The following is a 19,179-nucleotide window of genomic DNA, read 5'->3' as shown; positions in this document are numbered from 1 at the left end:
TTAAAAAAGTAATATATCAAACTAATTCGATTATTTTACTACCTAAACTTGATATTTTTGATTACTTAAATTTCTCAATTCCCTGAAAATATAAAAATAACTTTCAATAAATAAAAAATAGTGCCTGATTATTATTTAATATGCAAGAAGTGCAATGGATATTATAAACTTGAAGAAAATGAGTATGACTGTATTCAAAATCCGGGATCTAATGACCAAAAAAAATCAGTCTTCTCCAGTTTAAACTCATGCAGCGTATGCGGTGGAGACCTAATATTAGTTGAGGATATCTATGACTATTACCAGTATCCCGAAGAAAATTTAACTAAGAAAAAAACCAGCTTAGGCAAAATAATCTTTATTTTAGCTGTTTTATGTATTTTAACCTCTTTAATACTAATTCCAAACAATATTTTCTCAAATTTATTAGGTTTGCACAGTTCCATAACTCCTGATCATTCTTTTTTAGGTTCAAATAGCAAAGGATATGTAACTAAAGATGTTTACTCCACTTATGGTTCATCTGGTCCTAAAATAGCTATCATAACAGGGATGCATCCTCGGGAAATATCTGCTAAAACAGTTGTGCCTAAGGCCATAAAATCATATGTAAGTAAACACAACGCCCAAATTGTAAATTACGTGATAAACGTTACCAGCAGCCCCAATGATTATACCATAGGTCGTCATAATGGTGAAGGGCTTGTTGCCCAGTATGTGGTCCCAGATATTAAAAAGTCAGATTATGATCTGGTGATAATTTGCCATAATCATAAATATGGCTACGGTAATGGATACTATATAGCCACACCCACTATGGACTCAAAATCAGTTAATCTTGCAGAAGCTATCAAAGATATTTTACCTGATTTCAATTATTATCCAAGAAACACAGATGAAAAAGCAGAGAGTACATCAATTAATAAAGTGGACAGCCCAATAGCAGCTACAGGAACTCCTGTATTTGTTTACGAGATTCCAGAATGGGTGGGGAATTCTGATGTTTATTCCAATTCAAATAGATTAATTGATGCTTCTTTTAATTTTTTAAATAGATAAAGTGTTTTTTTTTTAGATAAGTCGACTTAATAATTGTTTATAATTTAATTTTTTAAATATATAAACTGTTTTTTTAGATAATGCAGCTGAAGATAAAAGTTCTTCAATTTGACACCTAACATAAATAATAAATATCATATACTAAATAATAAAATAAACATAGAATTAAAACAAATAATCATAAGGAGTTTCTATATTTGTTTATCTCCCTAAATTGATTTAAATTAAATAATACTGGAGGTAAAATTATGGCGAAAGTCAAAATGTATACTTTAAGCACCTGCCCTTGGTGTAAAAAGACAAAAGAATTCTTTAAAGATCACAACATACCTTTTGAATACACTGATTTTGATTTAGCAGATGATAAAGAGCGTACAAAAATACTAGATGAAATGCGTGAGTATGGCGCTAACGGATTTCCTTTTGTAAAAATTGGAGATAAAATAGTCGTAGGGTATAAACCAAACGATTATTCGTACTTAATGGGATTAAATGACTGATTAAACTATTTTTAATCTTATTTTTTTTATATAGTAATTAAATCAAATCCAGACATATGTCATTTTATATTTTTAAAAAATTCCTTTTTATAACCCCTTTTCCTGTCTGATTATTTTACCTTTATCTATCATCTTCTCTAAATAATCCGTTACAAAATTGAATAGTGTGCCTTTCTTATCGTTTTCTGCTAAGAAAATAATTATATTGGCCATTTCTTTAGTAAATTGAAAAACATTAGTTAAATCACCTGACTTTTCAATTTCAAGTATATACTTATCAACAGTTGATTCAATTTCTTTAAATTTTCTTAACTCCTTTGATGACCCTTCTAAACTACTTTTATTCTGCAAATCTTGATTATTCATATCATTACCTCCAGTAGATTTCATTTCCAGTTTAATAGCCATACATAAAAAAATTCTAAACTTATTATTAATAAACTGATATGGTGTTAATAAAGTATATCAATATTGAAGTATAAAAAAGTGCAAGGGGGAGTACAACTGTTAGGCGACTATGTGGAAATTTTATTGGTTGAAGATAATGCGGCTGATGTACGCTTAATAAAGGAAATATTTAAGGATTTTACAACATTGAATAAAATGCATGTTGTAAACAATGGTATAACAGCTATGGATTTTTTATATAAGAAAGGAGAATATAAAAATGCTCCTCGGCCAGATTTGGTATTACTTGATCTTAATCTACCGCGTAAGGATGGCCGTGAAGTCCTTGTAGAAATAAAGGAAGATGAAAATTTAAAATCTATTCCAGTTATAATTTTAACCACATCCAGTGCTCCTGAAGATATCTCCGAAACATATAACTATGCTAATTCTTTTATAACCAAACCTGCAAATCTTGATAGCTTTATCAAAGTTTTAAAAAGCCTTGAAGATTTCTGGATAGATATGATAAAACAGTCCTCATAATCCCATTATTAAATTTTCTAAAATAATTCAGTGATTAAATGAAAAATCAGTTTAAACTTGCTTTATGCCAGATGAAAGTCATTGATAATAAAGATTCCAATATAAAGAATGCTTTAGACATGATTAAGACTGCAGCTCTAAATAAGAGTGATTTGGTAATTTTACCTGAAATGTTCAATTGCCCCTATGCTAACGATAAGTTTAGAGAATATGCAGAAGAAAAGAAAAACAGTAAAACCCTTAAATCCATTTCTAAAGTGGCAAAATCTTTAAATCTTTATATCATAGCAGGTTCAATACCGGAATTAGATGGGGACAAATTATACAATTCCAGTTTTATATTTAATAGAAATGGAGAAATAATTGGATATCACAGGAAAATGCACCTTTTTGATATTGATATTCCTGGAAAAATTAGTTTTAAAGAATCAGACACATTAAGTGCAGGCAATCAAATAACCTTAATTGATACTGAACTCTGCAAAATTGGAGTAGCAATATGTTACGATATAAGATTCCCTGAGCTTTCAAGACTTATGGCCTTAGAAGGGGCAGAATTAATTGTCATACCTGGAGCATTCAACATGACCACAGGCCCTGCACACTGGGAAACTTTAATTAGAGGAAGAGCAATCGATAATCAACTTTATGTAGCTGCTGCATCGCCAGCTAGAAATGAAAAACTGTCATATGTTGCATACGGTAATTCCATGGTTGCTGATCCATGGGGTGATATTTTAGCTAGAGCTAGTGAGAAAGAAGAAGTAATTTATGCTGATATAAAATTATCAAGGATTAAAGAAATACGCGAAGAATTACCTGTATTAAAGGGCAGACGTGAAGATATCTATAATTTAATAAAAAAATAAAATAAAAATGGAAATTTATCTTTTAACAAATTTTAAAGATGCTGAATTCATACAGTATCTTTTTCCTGTTGGAGGGGGGCCGTCATCAAATACATGGCCCAGATGAGCGTCACAAAGGGCACATAAAACTTCAGTTCGAATCATATTATGGCTTTTATCTGTTTCTGCTTTCACATTTTCTTCTGCGATAGGTTCCCAGAAGCTGGGCCAACCAGTTCCAGATTCAAATTTTGTTTTGGAGTCAAACAAATCAATGTCACAGCACACGCACTTGTAGATTCCATCTTCATGACAATCATGATATTTTCCAGTAAATGCCAGTTCAGTGCCTTTTTTCCTTGCTACATCAAACTGTTGGGAAGTAAGTATTCCTTTCCACTCGTCATCAGTTTTTTCTACTTTTTCCATCAGTTCTACTTTTCCAGTTTTAGATGAATAAATCCTGATTTTTTCTGGATCAGTTTTCATGTCTTTTTATATGGTATGTTTATATCTAAATAATTTATTATCACTGTATTTAATCACTTTAATCTAAAATAACTCAAAAGTTATATATTAGAAGTTAATATATTCACATCCAATGAAAAATATACCTGTTTTATACTGCAAACTTAAAAAATATGAAAGAACATCAAAGGCAAAGTCTGAAGATGGTAGTAAAAAGATTACTCGAAGGTATATGATACCTGTTAAAAAAGAGCAGATAGAAGGTACTAATTTTGAAAATATTGAAGATATTGTAATTTTAAGTAAGGCAGATTTCGGGCAGGAATTTAAGGGTTCACAGGATCTAACTTCTAGCATTAATGAGATAAAGCAGTCATTAAACGAAAAAGATCAAGAAATTCTTAATTTAAAAGAACTGTTAACATGCAAAGATCAGGAATTAATGGAACAGGATCAAAAAATAAAAAATATCAATGATTTACACGAAGTACAGATAGAAGAACTTCAGTTAGATATTAAAAAGGTTAATGACGGCTATCAAGCTGAAATTGAAATGCTCAATAAAGATATAGAAGAACTTAATGTTATTTATAATCAATATAATGAGTTGAAAACCGTAAATAAAGAGCTTGAAAGGGAAGTTAAAAGATTAACTGATTTACGCACCCTTGAAAAAGAATCTTTGAGGCTCAAAATAAATGAAGTTGAATTAACCAAAGAAGAATACGATAAACTAAAGAAAAGTCACGAACTGCTCTGGGGTGTAGTCCAGGAAAAGGATAATATCATAAAGGAGCTTGAAAAGGGCAGTATCATGGGTAATATTTTTAAAAAAATTAGAAAAAAGGACGGAACTTAATCCGTAGAAAGTATCATTATTCAAAAAAAATAATTTAAGTAAAATTATTTACCTATTCTCTTTAAAGCTTTGTTTGCAACTTTTTTAAGGTCTTTATCTCCAGTAGCAGCCCTTCTTGCTTTTTTAATTGGATCTATAGCTCTTTCATCACCAAGATCACCAAGGGCTTTAAGTGTAGCTACTTTAACACCCCAATCTTCATCAGTCAATGATTCAACAAGAGGTTCCAGAGCTTTTTTATCCCCTATTTCCCCTAAAGCCTTTGCCGCAAATTTTCGAACTGCAAAGTCGTCATCATTTAAAACATCAATTAATGTATCAACAACGCTGACATCACCGATGTCTTTAAGGGCAAGAGTGATATATTTTTTTATTTTTCCTTCGTTATCATTTTTTAAAGCTTCTATCAATGGCTCTATTGCAGGATTCCCTATTTCTCCAAGAGATTTAGCAGCTTGGAACCTAACTGCAGGGCTTTCATCGCTAAAAGCTCCAATAAGAGGTTCAATTCCATTTGAATCTCCTGATTTACCAATTTCTTCTGCTGCTTCCTTTCGCCTTTCTACATCGCCATCTTTTAAATTTTTTATGATGGTATCAATTTCATTCGCCATATAAATCACCTTCATTTATAGTAAATTATTAAATAGTACATATTCATTTTATTTAATCACAATAAAGTTTAAAAACCACTCAGCTGTAATCAATTATTCATTTCATCTATATTTATTTATAGCAAATTATTAAATAGTACATATTCATTTTATTTAATCACAATAAAGTTCTTAAACTACTCAGCTGTAATCAATTAAAATTTATTCCATCTATAATTTAAATAAATTATGTTATTCACCTTTAAAAATGTCTTGCCTATAATTGATTAAATACTCAGCTGCATGTGATTAATTTGTGAATTCATTTAATATTATCCAATTAGAAGTTATACATCATATATTCATAATTTGATTTATAAAGTAAATCAAAGTTTCACCAAAATTAGCTGCTTTGAATTAATTGGTATATATGTAGTACGTTCATATTCACAAAACCTCGAAAACAAAGCTTACAACATGAAATATTTGTGCTTTAGAAGGTTTTCGAAGGTTTTGTAACCGTAAAAATCGTAGATTTTTACATGTCAATTATCTTGTAAAAGTATTTAGTGATATGGTGTTGTTGATTTAAGTGATTACTTAATGCTATTTCCTATAATTAAATATAATATTTGCAAAAATATTCCCTACATAAGTGATGATAAAATATATTTACTTCATTATACAAGTTAATGTACTTATCAATTATTTTTAATATATTCATAGAATACCAAAAAAAATATTTTTTTTAAATCAGGATCAAAATATCAGAGATTTACATGAAAGCTAATGAAATATACGGTGCAGAAATTGTTGACTCAGCTCTGCTTATTAAAGACTGTTTAATCATATCAGACATTCATCTGGGTTATGAATATGCTTTAAATAGAGAAGGCTTTATGATCCCTAGATTTCAATATAAAAAAATTATAGCTAGACTTAAAGAAATAATAGGCGCTTCAAATGCCAGTAAAATTATAGTTAACGGCGATTTAAAACATGAATTTGGTAAAATCAGCAGACAGGAATGGGATGAAGTTATGGACTTCATTAAATTTCTTAAGGAACATTTTGATGAAATAATTCTAATTAAAGGAAATCATGACAATTTTACAGGGTTTATAGCTGAAAAGTGCGACCTTGAGGTATATGAAAATTACTCTGTAGAAAATTATATTATAATGCACGGTGATAAAATACCTCCTAATTTCAAGGAAATAAAAGAAAATACTGTAATTATTGGCCATGAACACCCCAGTATTGGACTTCGAAGTGGAGAAAGGGTGGAAAAAGTAAAATGTTTCTTAAAGGGCAAAATAAATGATAAAAATTTTATAGTAATGCCCTCTTTTAACTTTATAACTGAGGGCTCAGACTGCCTGCAGCAGAAAACTATTTCTCCCTTTTTAAAGGATGTTTCTTTAGATGATTTTGAAGTGTTTGCGGTTGAAAACTTTGAAGTCATGAATTTTGGGAAGATAAAAAATTTATTGAATATAAAAATATAACCAAATTGATTATAAAATATATAATAAGAATGAATTAATGCTTAATTAATTCTATTTAGAGTCAATAAGGATAAAAAGACAGGGAAAAACTTACAAAGACACTGAAATTAGAGTAGATCGTTATTTGTTACCAGTTTAACTTAAAATTAATTATTAAAAAAATATTAACATATAATTCATAAAATATTATAACTGATATATTTATCTCAAAATTAGTAAATTAAAGTCAATAAGGATAAAAATGATAAAAAGACAGGAAAAAATTTACAAAGACACTGAAATTTATAAATTATTACATCCATGGGTCAAAGAATGGTTTAAAAGTAAGTTTGACGGATTTACGGAGTCTCAAAAGCTTTCCATTATGGATGTACACAAGGGTAACAACATACTTATTTCCTCACCTACCGGATCTGGGAAAACACTTACGGCGTTTCTTTCAATTATAAGCCAGTTAACCATGCTTTCTGACATGGATCAGATTGAGGATAAGGTATATTGTATTTATATTTCCCCATTAAAGGCGCTCGATAATGATATAGAAAAAAACATCGATGAGCCTTTACGTGAGATTGAAAAGATTGCAGGAAAAGAACTTGGAATTAGAAAAGCTGTTCGTACTGGTGATACAACTCAATATGAACGGGCCAAAATGCTTAAAAAGCCACCGCACATATTGATTACAACTCCAGAAACACTTTCAATCCTTCTTTGTGCTCCCAAATTTAGAGAAAAAATAAAAGGCGTTGGATATGTCATAATAGATGAAATTCACTCACTTGCAGACAATAAAAGAGGAGTACATCTTAGCCTGACCTTAGAAAGGCTGCAGAATCTGGCAGGTAACTTCACAAGGATTGGACTAAGTGCAACTGTTTCTCCCCTTGAAAAAGTAGCCCACTACATGGTAGGGTCTCAAGACGGCGAAGTTAGGGACTGTAAAATTGTAGATGTTAATTACTTAAAACGACTTGATATGAAAGTTTTATGTCCTGTTGATGATATCATAAACTCGGATCCGGAAGAAATGAACAATGCGACTTATAAACTTCTAGATGAACTTATACAGAGCCATAAAACTACTTTAATATTTACAAATACTAGGAGCGGTACAGAGAGTGTTGTTTTTAACCTTAAAAAGAGATTTAAAAACAGATATGATGACAGCAACATTATGACTCATCATTCTTCACTTTCAAAGGAGCTGCGCCTTCAAACTGAAGATAAATTGAAAGATGGGGAATTGAAAGTTGTTGTATCTTCCACATCTCTGGAATTGGGGATAGATATAGGGTATATAGATCTGGTTATACTTGTAAGTTCTCCTAAATCTGTTTCAAGGGCATTACAGCGTATAGGGAGAAGTGGACACAAGTTACATGAAAAATCTAAAGGAAGGATCATTGTTGTAGATAGAGATGACCTCGTGGAATGTTCATTAATACTAAAAAATGCAGTTGAAGGGAAAATAGATGAGATACACATTCCAGAAAACTGTCTGGATGTTTTAGCACAACATATCTATGGGATGGCAATAGAAAGTAAACAGGACATTGATACAATATATGACCTGGTTAAAAGAAGCTACTGCTATAGAAATCTATCAATAAATGATTATTTAAGTGTTTTAAGTTACTTAGCTGGAGAATATACAGATCTAGAAGATAGATATGTCTATGCTAAGATATGGGCTGATTATGACACTAACATGTTTGGAAAGAGAGGAAAATTAGCCAGGATGCTCTATTCAACTAATATAGGTACAATTCCAGATAGATCCTCTGCAAGGGTCAAATGCGCTGGCCAGGTAGTAGGGCATGTGGAAGAAGATTTCATGGAAAAACTTCAAAAAGGGGACACTTTTGTCTTGGGAGGAAAAATATACCGTTTTAATTATGCAAGAGGAATGACCTTAAATGTTACTCCATCTTCAGGACCTCCAAGTATCCCTTCATGGTTTTCAGAACAGCTGCCTCTTTCATTTGATCTCGCACTTGAAATTCAACGGTTCAGGGCATTGATGGAAGGTAAATTTCAATACGGCCGCAGCAAGGAAGAAATTATGGACTTCATCCATGAATTTCTCTATGTTGATTACAATGCTGCAAACTCCATTTATGAGTACTTCAGGGAACAGTACCTTTACGCAGTGATCCCAAGCAATAAAAAGCTTCTTATAGAGTATTACAAAGGTTTTGGAAACAGAAAATTCGTTGTTTTCCATACCTGCTTTGGAAGAAGAGTTAACGATGCATTATCCCGTGCTGTAGCGTACATACTGGCTAAAAAGTATAAACGAGATATTATGATTTCAATTTCAGACAACGGGTTTTATTTAAGTTCAGAAGGTAAAATAGGTGGTTTAGAATCATTTAATGACCTTACATCTGAAAATATTGAAGATATTCTAATTAAAGCAATTGATAAAACTGAAACTTTAGCTGGAAGGTTCAGACATTGTGCTGGAAGAGCACTGATGATCTTAAGGCATTATAAAGGAAAACAAAAAAGCGTATCCAGACAGCATATTAAAGGTAAAATACTGTTAAATTTTGTCAAAGAACTTGATGAAAACTTTTCAATACTTAAAGAAGCAAGAAGGGAAGTTATAGAAGACTTCATGGATCTTAAAAATGCGAAACGTGTTTTAAAAATGATTGAAAGCGGGCAACTTGAGATAAAACAGATAAATACTGTAATCCCATCACCATTTTCATTTAATCTTGTTGCACAGTGCTATCTCGATGTTTTAAAATACGAAGAAAGAATTGAGTTTATAAGAAGGATGCACCAGGCTGTTATTAACCAGATCAGTGATTAAAGGAGAGCCAAAAAAATAATATTTTTAATTTAAAAAAGAATTGAATTATAGAGATATTGGGTCTCTTTTAATTAAATTCTAGAATTTATTCAGTAAAATAATGAACGAAGTCATCTGCGTCCATTTCAATGAACCATTGACCATTTGCAGTCATTATAGGGGTTCTGGTTATGACAACTGCAAGATCTTCAGCTTCCATATCATTATCAGTATCCATTTTTTCACTGATTAATTTTAAGGCGTCACCTATTGATTCTTTAGTGTCGAATCCAAGCAACATTTCTCTTACATCCATTCCTACTTCTTCTGACGCGTCTGGATTTTTTGCAACTTCAACACTTTTTAAATTATTGAAAACTCTTACTGCAATTGATTTAATTTCGTTATCTTTCATAATAATCACCAAAATAGCTTTTTGTTAATACAATAAAACTCTTTTTATTTAAATACTTTAAGAACAACTATATAAAGGTTTTTATAGCAAATAATGTAACTTTTTAAACTTAATAAATTTCTTGTAATTAATTAAATTTGGATTTAATAAATTGAAGGAAAAATGGATTTTTTCCTGAACCCCAAAAATATTGAAAATATTTTTGGAGGTTGAAGAAAATACAAAGTATTTTCTGAACCGCAAAAACGAAGTTTTTGCAGGTTTAAAGCACATAAATATATTTTTTATAAATTAATTAATCCAAAGCATTGGTTATTCACTATGGTTTATGTTTATGGCTTTAACAAATAATATCTGTATTTAAAATCATATAGTAATACAAAGTACTTTTGAATTATTAAATTTAATAATTAAATATTAGGAGCCTAACAATGTTGGAAAGACTGGATAATATAATATACATGCTTTTAGTAGATTTAAAGGAAGGAAATCCCATAATAAAGTTAGCTCAAAGGGAAGATACATTTGAAGAGTTCACCAGGATCAATCTGTATATCTATATCGAGCTTAGCAAGGATTTTAATGTCCCAGTTTCATATTTAACAGAGTTAGAACGTTTATTTGGAAGTGGTGTTGGCCTTGTACAGGACAGCAATACAGGATGTAAGATTTTAAGGACAAAAGTACCTCTTGAAAGCATTAAACACTTCGAAGAAACTGAATAAGAAGTTAAATTTCAATACAACAAGTATTAGTTATAAGTTATAATAAAAAAAATTTCAATTACCTTTACTGTTACTAACTTTATCATGGAAGTTGTAGATTGAATAATTTCAGTTTTTTCTGTAAAATGTAGTAAATTTATAGATATGTGTTACAGGTTACGATTAAAGTTAAAGATTGAATAATTAAGTCAGTACAGATATTAGAAGAGTATTACAAGTTACAGCCTGAATTTGATTCATTATTCTCTATTATTCCATTTAAATTAAGTGAATAAATTTTTAGACAAGTGCTATATTTAACATCTTGAATAATTTGACCTATTATCCGATATTTTTAATATATTTAACTTACATATTAATATTATCAATTAGGTGGTTATTATGCTGGATTTAGGGATACAAAAAGGTAGTAAGGATAAGAGTGATGAATATAACACAAAGTTTCTAAATCAACTTGACCCTGGAGAAGAAATAACAGGCGAGATTTACATAGGGGAAATGAAAAAGAGGTTAATTAAAAAAACAGAAATTGATGAATTTTATGTTATAATTACAGACCATGAAAACAAACAAAAATGGATATGTGGACTTATAACATCTTATTACCCAAAATCAGGCAACATTTATGGTGAAAAAGGAGGCAGGGTGTACAGTTTAATTGACAGTTTAAACCATGCCCTCAATAATGTTTCTATGAACGTACAGGAAAGCTATTCTGTTAATTTTGATACATTTAGGAAGAATATAAATGAAAATGTGGGAAATGTGAAAATTAAAGCAGTTCAATCGTGGAATCCCAATGCCAAAGCATGTAACCTGGAAGTTGTCAATGCAAAAAGTGGTTCTCCTGTAGAAAAAAATGGAACCACAAACCTGGAACATCTAGCACAAAATGATCCTGCTATTAAGATAGCCTATGATGGTCTTTTAAGTAAAGACAAAGAAATCACCAAGAAAAATCTGGCTTTTGAACTTAAAGCTATGTTAGATAATGAAGAAATAAACAAAACTGAATTTAAAAAAGCACTTCAGAAAATAGATAAATTATAATATGCTGGTTTTTGTTTAATTTAAATATCTTTGAACTTAAAGTATGTAAATAACAGTGATATATAAAAAACTGAATGATGCGCTCCAGAAATAAATAAAGTATAATCTTAATTCAACATATCTACTTTTTACTTTCACCTTTTTGACAAAAATAAAGCTTTGGTTCTCCATTTTTTAAATTGTTTTCCTCCCAGACAGGGCATTTCTCACATATGCACATTTTTTTCAGATTAATATCCTTGCATAATGCCTTTCCAGTAGAGCAGTACATTCCAGGGACCCTATCTGCTTCAAAATACATTCCACTTTCACTTGCCCATGCTATTTCCTGCATTATTCTCCATTTACCTTCAACACATACACTCTCTGACTGGACAGGACATTCTGGGCACAAACACCTTTTGATATTTATCACACTGAATTCAACTTTGCTCATGTAATTTATTATATCATAACTAATTTTTATTTTTTAATAATGATCCTAAATTTAATAAAAAATTTTTGTAGTCCTCTATTAATAAATATAAGATTTGGTTTATTATTCAAATATTTGATAGATCCATAAATTTTAAAAATAATTTATGATACTATTTGCAAATAAAATCCAACAGTTAGATGGTTAAAAATAATAAGTTTGCAGTTACATATCATAAAAGTACAAATTCGTAAAAATAGCAGTAAATAAGTTTGTTAGTATACATGTGATGATTGATTTATGTTAACTTTTAAGATTTTTATTTTATTTCTAATTTTAAAAAATTTTGATGTTATCTATTACCTATCTAAATAAAAATAGTACTTTTAAATTTTGAATTTGAAATTGAATATTCTAATTTATGTAATAAGGATGCATTGATCCTTATTACATAGAGTGAAGAACTACTATAATCCTCAACTGGATAAAAAATTATTTACTATAGTAGAGCGCTAATTTACTGGTCACAATCATTTTAGCCCTTAAAAGGGTTTTATCAGTGTGATCACTGTTTTTGATTTTTAATTCAATTTTTTGAAGTAAAGGTTCTAAATTAGTTGGTTTGCATTTATATGCAGCATCTAAAAAATCATTTGCTATATCCATATCATCAAAAGTATCCATTAAGAGACCCCCACTATTTTTAAAGTTATAAATATAGTTGTCTTCACAATAGTTTAGATTTTTTGACTAAAAATGATGACTTTTTTCACAGATGATTAAATGCATATAATTTTAAAAGCATACTCCATGTTAAAACGTCAATGTATCAGAAGTATACGTAATATTTTGTCTTTTTGCAGGCTAAATTTCGAAATAGTCCTACAGAATTCATAAAATTAAATTCTAGAGCATTTTTACGTATAAGCTTAAAATTTAGGATTTAATTTGAAGTTAGTAGTCTGATAATCCATTTTTAAAAATAAAAAAAGTAAATGATTAAATTTGTATTGAGTTATCATCACAGTTAGAACCACATGTTGTTCCACATCCACGAGTTCATAAAGTGGTGCATGTGATGGAAAAAAGTGGAAAGTTCCAAGGGGTTGTTGAAGAATAAACTGCCGCATGTAAACATATTTTCATGTCCCACATATCGCATACATTGTAATATATTAAAATTATACTACTAAATTTGGTTATATGAATAATAAGATAAAAAAACTTTCTATTTAAAATTATACATATTATCAACTGGTTTAACCAAAAAATACCTCTTAATCTATAATAAATGTTTAATAGAAATATGAAAAAAGTTAAAATTAAGCTTTTTAATCAATAAATTAATTTTTCTTAAATGCATTGTTTTATATAATATCAAAAATAAAATTTATTCAACCATTTTTTGGTTATATTTAGGATGTGATGAATTGTTTAGAGATAATTACGGAAGAGATAATAGAGGAAATTCTTCTCCTGTAAACGAAGGCGAAGAATACGATGTTAAAATAGAAGATATGGGAAGAAGTGGAGATGGAATTGCCAAAATAGAAGGTTTCATAGTTTTTGTAAGTGGAGCTAAAAAAGGCGATGAAGTTAAAATTAGAATCACTTCCACAAGAAGAAACTTTGCTTTTGCAGAAGTAGTAGAATAGCTTAATTTAGGTTTTAAATTAATTTTTAATGCTCTTAATCTGTATTAACGCTTTAAACTGTACTACAATTATAGTGAACGTTTTTTTATTAGGATATAACATCATCGAAACTACTGATCATGAGCTTTTAAAATTTAATTTCCATTAGAAATTCCTCTTTTTTTGTATTTTTAGATGAGTTTAAAACATATTGTTACTCACAAGATCTTAATATTTGTATAACTGGCTGTTTTGATAGATCCCACTGTCTAATTTTGGAAAATTTGATAAAATTTTTAATTTTACAATATTAAGTCAAATATATCTACCTAATTAACTAAAATTTCAAAACTTAAAAATTTTTATTATGAAATCTGTTTTCAATTAATTTCAATGATTTTATAAATGAGACCACAAATTAAAAACTCATTGAAAGAGTTGAAATGATCAAAAGATATATCTAGTCTAAGTCAAAAATATCTCGAAGTGAGTATGGTTAAACTAAATCAGTATTATTTAAACTGAATTTTCTTATAACTACACCATTATTTTTATTTAAATTAGTTAAAACATTGTAAAATTGAATTTACGTGATTATATGATTGATATGTATAAAAAACCTGGGAAAATAGCATCAAAAGTTAGGAAAGATGCAATAAACTATGTAAAAGAAGACATGAAAATTTTAGACCTTGTAGAATTTGTTGAAAATGAAATTGTAGATCTCGGAGGAGGTATTGCATTTCCATGCAATGTTTCTGTAAATGAAATAACTGCCCATTACACATCCCCTGCAGGTGATGAAAATATAATTAAGTCTGGAGATGTTGTTAAAATTGATCTGGGTGCGCATGTAGACGGATACATTGCAGACACTGCAGTAAGCGTTCTTGTTGGGGACGATATCCCTGAGGAACTGCGCGAAAAGCACCAAAATATGATACTTGCCTCTCAAGAGGGACTTGAAAGTGGAATAAGTGCCATACGGGCCGGTGTTGAAATCGGGAAAGTGGGAGAAGTTATAGGAAAAGCCATAAATGACAGGGGTTTTAACCCTATATCCAATTTAGCAGGCCACAGTATTGATCAATGGATACTTCATGCAGGGCTCTCAATACCAAACATCAAAGAAAATAATCCGCATAAATTAGAAGAAGGAGATGTTATAGCAATAGAACCATTTGCAACCGATGGTATTGGGCGAGTTACTGATATGAACGAAGCATATATATTCAAATTTTTAAGGGACAGGCCCATGAGATTAGTTCACGCGGAAAGAGCTTTAAAAGTTATAAAAGAAAAATATGGAAATTTAAACTTTTCAGGTAGATGGCTTACAAGTCACTTAAGCAAGCACCACTTAAACGCGGCAATGAGAATGTTAGTTTCATCAAGAGCAGTCTACCCTTTTCACGTGCTTAGAGAAAAAACCAACGCAGTGGTTGCACAGACAGAACACACTGTCATTGTAGAAAGCGACGGTTGTACTATTATTACAGAATAATTATCTTTTTTGATTATATTTTAAACCTATTTTTGGATCATTTAGTAGCTGTTAATTTTTGAAAAGTTTGATGAACTTTTTTTAATTTTTTCAAATACTTCGTAATATAATGGTTTAACGAAGTAAATTTTGGATCTATTTACAAAAAAAACAAATGAATATAATTCCGCCATTTAATTTATAGACACTTAAAACTTTGCCTATTTGATACTCTAAAAATTTCATTTATATTCTCCAAATTCACCTTAAAAAAATGTGATGTGTAAACTTCATTAAAAAATCTACATTTTGGTGTTTAGACGTCTCGAATATATTCAGGAGCATCTTCGCAGCCCATTTCTTCCTCATCCATTTTATTACTCATGTATATATCTTTTAAGAAGAAACACAGCACTAATCCAATTATATTCAGTACTGCAGCTATCAAAAATACATTGTGAACGGCTGTGACAAGTAAAGATGATGAAACATGTACCTCATTTTGTAAATTAAGGTTCAAAGTCATATTTACAACAGTCCCTAGAACAGCTAAACCAATTACACTTCCAAGCTGTTCGATATACATTGATGATGAGGTTACAACACCTAAATCTCGTTTTGAAACCGAATTTTGAGCTGCAACAGTAAACAGCGGCATTGCTAAACCTGCACTTATTCCAATGATAATTTCATAAATGATTATTTCCAGGTTAGAAGTGTTTTGAGTGAGTGTTGAAAGTATGAACATACCTCCAGTGCCTATGGCAAAGGATATGACAGCGAGTTTTTTGTAAGTACCTGTTTTTGAGATTATCTGGCCTGATAAAATTGCAGCTAGGATCATGGTAAACATCAATGGAGTTAGATATGCGCCTGAAGATGAAGGACTTAGGCCCTGGACTAATTGTAAGAAAAGGGGAATGTAAACCGTACCTGCTAACGTTACAGCACCTAACAAAAACACCGAAACACTTGAAATAGTAAATACGGAGTTTTTAAACAGATATAACGGCAGTACAGGTTCTTTAGCTTTTCTTTCAGCATATATAAATCCAAAAAACATAATTGCCGCAAATATCCATAATGAATCCAGTAATACCTGCGAAATAGCAGTACTTTGCTGGCTAAAAGTTAAAGCCGCTAAAAATGATGTTAAAGCACCTGCAAAAGTTATAATACCCAGGTAATCCATTACTTTTTCTTTTACAATTACTCCAAATTTGGGGAGATATGGAATAATTAAACTTAATGCTGTGATTCCTATTGGGACATTTACAAAGAATATCCACTGCCATCCGAGGGAATCTGTTATAAAACCTCCCAGAGTAGGGCCTACTACAGTTGAAATACCGCCTGCAATACCAAACAAGCCCATATATTTTCCTCTTTGTCTTGGCGGGACCATTTCGGCGATAATTTTCTTTGGCACAGTCACAATTATACCGGCACCTAATCCCTGCAGTGCCCTAAATAGTATAAGTTCCGTCATATTCTGTGAAAACCCACAGAGAACTGAACCGAATACAAAGACCAGTAATGCACCTGTCAATATTTTTTTACTTCCATAGAAATCAGACAGCTTACCCGAAAGCATGGCAGAAATTATTACAGTTGTGAGGTAAATCGTAACCGGCCAAACATAGTACTGCAAACCACCTAAACTTGCAATAATTTGAGGCATAGCTGTAGTAGTAATTGTACTATCTAATGAAACAATTAAGAGGCTAATTATAAGTCCCGATAAGATCAATTTAAAATGTTTTAAAACATCTTTTTCTGCATTCATATGTTAATTCACCTTAATTTTGATTAAATTTAAATATTAATTTATATTTTTGCTTAAAAATCTGATAATTAACTGATTTTTAGGATTACTATTAATCAAATTCTTTTATTTGAATTTTTAGCTTCATTTACCATTTTTTTCTCAATTTTTGGTTATAATCTAGAATTTGAAGAGAGCTGCCGCTAACTGCTGTAAAAATTAAAAATGAAGTACTAAATTCGCTTTTCTAGCGGTTTTTATGACAATCTCATTATTTAAGCGATTCTTTTATTTTTTTAAGTCTTTCAATGAGTAATTCAATTGATTCTTCATGAGGGACAATTTCCTCTTTATCAAGCTCATCCATGTAAGATGCATGCCAGTTCATTGCATCTAATGAATTTTCTACAGAAAGCACTCCACGATTCAATTTATTGCGCTGTTGAAAATGTTCAAATAAATTAGTTACTATGATTTTCCCATTTTCAGTTAAATCATATTTTCCATCATCCTGTTTGGTTATTAAACCTTCAGATACCATTTTTTTCAGCATAGGATATACAGAACCCGGTAAAAGTCGTTTCGATTGTACATTATGATGTGGATGTATATGGGTACCTTTATGCCATTGGGCCTGCAAATCATAATGTTTTTGGACATTAGCCATAATTTCTACACCGTTACTAGGTCCAAATTCACCTATTACATGAAGTATCCACATTCTCAATCCTCCAACCTCGCTCATTCCTTATCCTCCTTTTTCATGAAATTTATGAAATTTTTTTTGAATTATTTTCCTTTCGTATATCCAAGTTTAAATTATAACTGTTACTTGCCAGTCATAAATATCAAATTTTTGATATCAAATAATTGATATAATGTGGCATATATACTTTGTGCTAATTCAAAACTTTTAAAAATATAATGATATTGAAAAATAGAACTCTCCTGTTTATAAAATATTAAAAAAATAAGTCTAAAGTTTTAATCCCTTATGTACAGATTGAAAAAGGAATGAATTGCCCTCAAGAAGGACCATGACCCATCTAGAATGAAAATAGTTGCAATAAGCAGGATTAACTGCATAGGTATGTTTCCAAAGCTTTGGAGAACTATTAAAACAACAGGATTTGGCATTGCATATATTAACACGCCTAAAATAAAAAATCCCATAATAATAGATATTGAACTTTGGAAAAATAGTCTTCCAATCAACTTTAAAGTTTTGAAGTTGTATACTTCCATAGAATACTCTAAAAGTGTTAAATTTTCAACCAGCTCATTTTCAAGGTCTTTTAATTTCTCATTTAAATTTAAGGCTTCTTTTAAATGAAATTTAATTTCGTCACTTTCAAGTTCTTCCAGGTTATCATCAAAAACGTTTAAATCGTCACTGATTTTCATTAATTTAGACTCAATTATGTATACAGGTAATCTGCTGCCTCTCTCCATTTTTTTGGCTTTATGAGCATCATTTTTTCTTTTATTGACTATTTCCTGCTTTTTATCAGAAATTTCAGCATTGTTTTCTATTTTATCAATATATTCCAACAACTTTTTTTTCTGGTTTTGTAGATGTTCCGATTTAATTTTTAGCCCGTCTTTCCAGTTTTTAATTAAATAACCGATCTCAACAGCTGATTTATCACTGACAATTTCTGTTCCCTTCAAATCCATTGCACCTTTATCATCTTCTTTAATAACCAGGATATAAGTAAAAGACAGTAGAGATAAAGTGGCATCAACTAATATAACTGTTAAAATAAAAACCATGAAATCCAATCTGTTTTCCACACTAGAAAGGAAAGTTAAGCTGTTAAAATAAAAAAAGATTACTAAATTCAGTACTATTGCTCCTAAAATTAAAATTACAGCATATCCACTAATTCTATTCATTAAATATTTACTGATCTTATCGCTATGCATCAAAAGCATATATTTTTTAAATTTATCCCTATCCATATTCTTTCTCCAAAAGATGATTAAGTATTGATTTATCTAGAATTATGGTGTGTATAAAACTATTCTTTTTTAAGTACTTTAAAAATATAGGGATTTTCTTTATTAATATGATTCAGTAAATAAGCTGATTTAAACCAAGATCTGATAATAAATTGATATATT

Annotated in this window: 20 protein-coding genes; 11 read left to right on the top strand and 9 right to left on the bottom strand. The window is 30.1% G+C overall.

What is annotated here, in order from left to right:
• Positions 1 to 120 precede the first annotated feature (120 nt).
• Both AAGU07_RS01035 and AAGU07_RS01030 read left to right on the top strand, forming a co-directional pair.
• Entirely contained in the window at positions 121 to 1,059 is a 939-nt protein-coding gene (locus AAGU07_RS01035; protein ID WP_342457362.1) for a hypothetical protein, read from the top strand.
• A 248-nt stretch (positions 1,060 to 1,307) separates the two neighbouring features.
• Positions 1,308 to 1,559: a glutaredoxin family protein gene (locus AAGU07_RS01030; protein WP_342457361.1), complete on the top strand. Its 252-nt coding sequence runs from the start codon at positions 1,308 to 1,310 to the stop codon at positions 1,557 to 1,559.
• A gap of 87 nt (positions 1,560 to 1,646) precedes the next feature.
• On the opposite strand, the gene AAGU07_RS01025 is transcribed toward AAGU07_RS01030, so the two are convergent.
• The gene (locus AAGU07_RS01025) at positions 1,647 to 1,925 is read right to left on the bottom strand and encodes a hypothetical protein (RefSeq protein WP_342457360.1); all 279 of its coding nucleotides are present in this window, start codon (positions 1,923 to 1,925) and stop codon (positions 1,647 to 1,649) included.
• Positions 1,926 to 2,078: 153 nt separating this feature from the next.
• On the opposite strand from AAGU07_RS01025, the gene AAGU07_RS01020 reads away from it, so the two are divergent.
• Together AAGU07_RS01020 and AAGU07_RS01015 are read left to right on the top strand one after the other, a co-directional pair.
• Complete coding sequence (locus tag AAGU07_RS01020; protein WP_342457359.1) at positions 2,079 to 2,492, top strand: response regulator; 414 nt, start codon at positions 2,079 to 2,081, stop codon at positions 2,490 to 2,492.
• A 38-nt stretch (positions 2,493 to 2,530) separates the two neighbouring features.
• Entirely contained in the window at positions 2,531 to 3,361 is an 831-nt protein-coding gene (locus AAGU07_RS01015) for a carbon-nitrogen hydrolase family protein (protein ID WP_342457358.1), read from the top strand.
• Positions 3,362 to 3,376: 15 nt separating this feature from the next.
• Here AAGU07_RS01015 and msrB read toward each other — a convergent pair whose 3' ends face one another.
• Complete coding sequence (msrB, locus tag AAGU07_RS01010) at positions 3,377 to 3,829, bottom strand: peptide-methionine (R)-S-oxide reductase MsrB (protein WP_342457357.1); 453 nt, start codon at positions 3,827 to 3,829, stop codon at positions 3,377 to 3,379.
• A gap of 112 nt (positions 3,830 to 3,941) precedes the next feature.
• Here msrB and AAGU07_RS01005 point away from each other — a divergent pair, with 112 nt between their 5' ends.
• Complete coding sequence (locus tag AAGU07_RS01005; RefSeq protein ID WP_342457356.1) at positions 3,942 to 4,667, top strand: hypothetical protein; 726 nt, start codon at positions 3,942 to 3,944, stop codon at positions 4,665 to 4,667.
• 44 nt (positions 4,668 to 4,711) lie between these two features.
• Here AAGU07_RS01005 and AAGU07_RS01000 read toward each other — a convergent pair whose 3' ends face one another.
• Complete coding sequence (locus AAGU07_RS01000; protein WP_342457355.1) at positions 4,712 to 5,281, bottom strand: HEAT repeat domain-containing protein; 570 nt, start codon at positions 5,279 to 5,281, stop codon at positions 4,712 to 4,714.
• Positions 5,282 to 6,039: 758 nt separating this feature from the next.
• Between AAGU07_RS01000 and AAGU07_RS00995 the strand changes: the two genes are divergently transcribed.
• Both AAGU07_RS00995 and AAGU07_RS00990 read left to right on the top strand, forming a co-directional pair.
• Positions 6,040 to 6,768, top strand: a complete 729-nt coding sequence (locus AAGU07_RS00995; RefSeq protein ID WP_342457354.1) for a metallophosphoesterase — start codon at positions 6,040 to 6,042, stop codon at positions 6,766 to 6,768.
• A gap of 241 nt (positions 6,769 to 7,009) precedes the next feature.
• The gene (locus tag AAGU07_RS00990; protein ID WP_342457353.1) at positions 7,010 to 9,589 is read left to right on the top strand and encodes an ATP-dependent helicase; all 2,580 of its coding nucleotides are present in this window, start codon (positions 7,010 to 7,012) and stop codon (positions 9,587 to 9,589) included.
• Between the two features lie 85 nt (positions 9,590 to 9,674).
• On the opposite strand, the gene AAGU07_RS00985 is transcribed toward AAGU07_RS00990, so the two are convergent.
• Positions 9,675 to 9,983: a hypothetical protein gene (locus AAGU07_RS00985; RefSeq protein ID WP_048082588.1), complete on the bottom strand. Its 309-nt coding sequence runs from the start codon at positions 9,981 to 9,983 to the stop codon at positions 9,675 to 9,677.
• Positions 9,984 to 10,414: 431 nt separating this feature from the next.
• Between AAGU07_RS00985 and AAGU07_RS00980 the strand changes: the two genes are divergently transcribed.
• Positions 10,415 to 10,708, top strand: coding sequence for a hypothetical protein (locus tag AAGU07_RS00980; protein WP_069585702.1), 294 nt, complete (start codon positions 10,415 to 10,417; stop codon positions 10,706 to 10,708).
• 381 nt (positions 10,709 to 11,089) lie between these two features.
• On the top strand, positions 11,090 to 11,758 hold the full coding sequence (locus tag AAGU07_RS00975; RefSeq protein ID WP_342457352.1) for a hypothetical protein: 669 nt from the start codon (positions 11,090 to 11,092) through the stop codon (positions 11,756 to 11,758).
• A 121-nt stretch (positions 11,759 to 11,879) separates the two neighbouring features.
• Here AAGU07_RS00975 and AAGU07_RS00970 read toward each other — a convergent pair whose 3' ends face one another.
• On the bottom strand, positions 11,880 to 12,173 hold the full coding sequence (locus AAGU07_RS00970) for a DUF2769 domain-containing protein (protein ID WP_342457351.1): 294 nt from the start codon (positions 12,171 to 12,173) through the stop codon (positions 11,880 to 11,882).
• Positions 12,174 to 12,665: 492 nt separating this feature from the next.
• On the bottom strand, positions 12,666 to 12,857 hold the full coding sequence (locus AAGU07_RS00965; protein WP_342457350.1) for a hypothetical protein: 192 nt from the start codon (positions 12,855 to 12,857) through the stop codon (positions 12,666 to 12,668).
• 746 nt (positions 12,858 to 13,603) lie between these two features.
• On the opposite strand from AAGU07_RS00965, the gene AAGU07_RS00960 reads away from it, so the two are divergent.
• Both AAGU07_RS00960 and map read left to right on the top strand, forming a co-directional pair.
• Complete coding sequence (locus AAGU07_RS00960) at positions 13,604 to 13,828, top strand: TRAM domain-containing protein (protein ID WP_342457349.1); 225 nt, start codon at positions 13,604 to 13,606, stop codon at positions 13,826 to 13,828.
• Positions 13,829 to 14,405: 577 nt separating this feature from the next.
• On the top strand, positions 14,406 to 15,311 hold the full coding sequence (map, locus tag AAGU07_RS00955; RefSeq protein WP_342457348.1) for a type II methionyl aminopeptidase: 906 nt from the start codon (positions 14,406 to 14,408) through the stop codon (positions 15,309 to 15,311).
• A gap of 295 nt (positions 15,312 to 15,606) precedes the next feature.
• Here map and AAGU07_RS00950 read toward each other — a convergent pair whose 3' ends face one another.
• From AAGU07_RS00950 to AAGU07_RS00940, 3 genes are all read right to left on the bottom strand, one after another.
• The gene (locus tag AAGU07_RS00950; RefSeq protein WP_342457347.1) at positions 15,607 to 17,076 is read right to left on the bottom strand and encodes an MDR family MFS transporter; all 1,470 of its coding nucleotides are present in this window, start codon (positions 17,074 to 17,076) and stop codon (positions 15,607 to 15,609) included.
• A gap of 250 nt (positions 17,077 to 17,326) precedes the next feature.
• Positions 17,327 to 17,800 carry a PadR family transcriptional regulator gene (locus tag AAGU07_RS00945; protein ID WP_342457345.1) on the bottom strand — a complete coding sequence of 158 codons (474 nt, stop codon included), beginning with the start codon at positions 17,798 to 17,800 and terminating at the stop codon, positions 17,327 to 17,329.
• Between the two features lie 239 nt (positions 17,801 to 18,039).
• Positions 18,040 to 19,017, bottom strand: a complete 978-nt coding sequence (locus tag AAGU07_RS00940; RefSeq protein WP_342457344.1) for a hypothetical protein — start codon at positions 19,015 to 19,017, stop codon at positions 18,040 to 18,042.
• Positions 19,018 to 19,179 lie beyond the last annotated feature (162 nt).

The sequence above is a fragment of the Methanobacterium sp. genome, assembly GCF_038562635.1.
Lineage (GTDB): Archaea > Methanobacteriota > Methanobacteria > Methanobacteriales > Methanobacteriaceae > Methanobacterium_D.
This window is presented reverse-complemented; position numbering and strand designations above follow the sequence as displayed.

Bases quoted from the DNA above. Each gene is read 5' to 3' on its own strand.
- msrB (WP_342457357.1), bottom strand. From the start codon at position 3,829: ATGAAAACTGATCCAGAAAAAATCAGGATTTATTCATCTAAAACTGGA.
- map (WP_342457348.1), top strand. From the start codon at position 14,406: ATGATTGATATGTATAAAAAACCTGGGAAAATAGCATCAAAAGTTAGG.
- AAGU07_RS00950 (WP_342457347.1), bottom strand. From the start codon at position 17,076: ATGAATGCAGAAAAAGATGTTTTAAAACATTTTAAATTGATCTTATCG.
- AAGU07_RS00995 (WP_342457354.1), top strand. From the start codon at position 6,040: ATGAAAGCTAATGAAATATACGGTGCAGAAATTGTTGACTCAGCTCTG.
- AAGU07_RS01000 (WP_342457355.1), bottom strand. From the start codon at position 5,281: ATGGCGAATGAAATTGATACCATCATAAAAAATTTAAAAGATGGCGAT.
- AAGU07_RS00985 (WP_048082588.1), bottom strand. From the start codon at position 9,983: ATGAAAGATAACGAAATTAAATCAATTGCAGTAAGAGTTTTCAATAAT.
- AAGU07_RS00945 (WP_342457345.1), bottom strand. From the start codon at position 17,800: ATGAGCGAGGTTGGAGGATTGAGAATGTGGATACTTCATGTAATAGGT.
- AAGU07_RS00975 (WP_342457352.1), top strand. From the start codon at position 11,090: ATGCTGGATTTAGGGATACAAAAAGGTAGTAAGGATAAGAGTGATGAA.
- AAGU07_RS00940 (WP_342457344.1), bottom strand. From the start codon at position 19,017: ATGGATAGGGATAAATTTAAAAAATATATGCTTTTGATGCATAGCGAT.
- AAGU07_RS01030 (WP_342457361.1), top strand. From the start codon at position 1,308: ATGGCGAAAGTCAAAATGTATACTTTAAGCACCTGCCCTTGGTGTAAA.
- AAGU07_RS00980 (WP_069585702.1), top strand. From the start codon at position 10,415: ATGTTGGAAAGACTGGATAATATAATATACATGCTTTTAGTAGATTTA.
- AAGU07_RS01005 (WP_342457356.1), top strand. From the start codon at position 3,942: ATGAAAAATATACCTGTTTTATACTGCAAACTTAAAAAATATGAAAGA.
- AAGU07_RS01015 (WP_342457358.1), top strand. From the start codon at position 2,531: ATGAAAAATCAGTTTAAACTTGCTTTATGCCAGATGAAAGTCATTGAT.
- AAGU07_RS00990 (WP_342457353.1), top strand. From the start codon at position 7,010: ATGATAAAAAGACAGGAAAAAATTTACAAAGACACTGAAATTTATAAA.
- AAGU07_RS00965 (WP_342457350.1), bottom strand. From the start codon at position 12,857: ATGGATACTTTTGATGATATGGATATAGCAAATGATTTTTTAGATGCT.
- AAGU07_RS01025 (WP_342457360.1), bottom strand. From the start codon at position 1,925: ATGAATAATCAAGATTTGCAGAATAAAAGTAGTTTAGAAGGGTCATCA.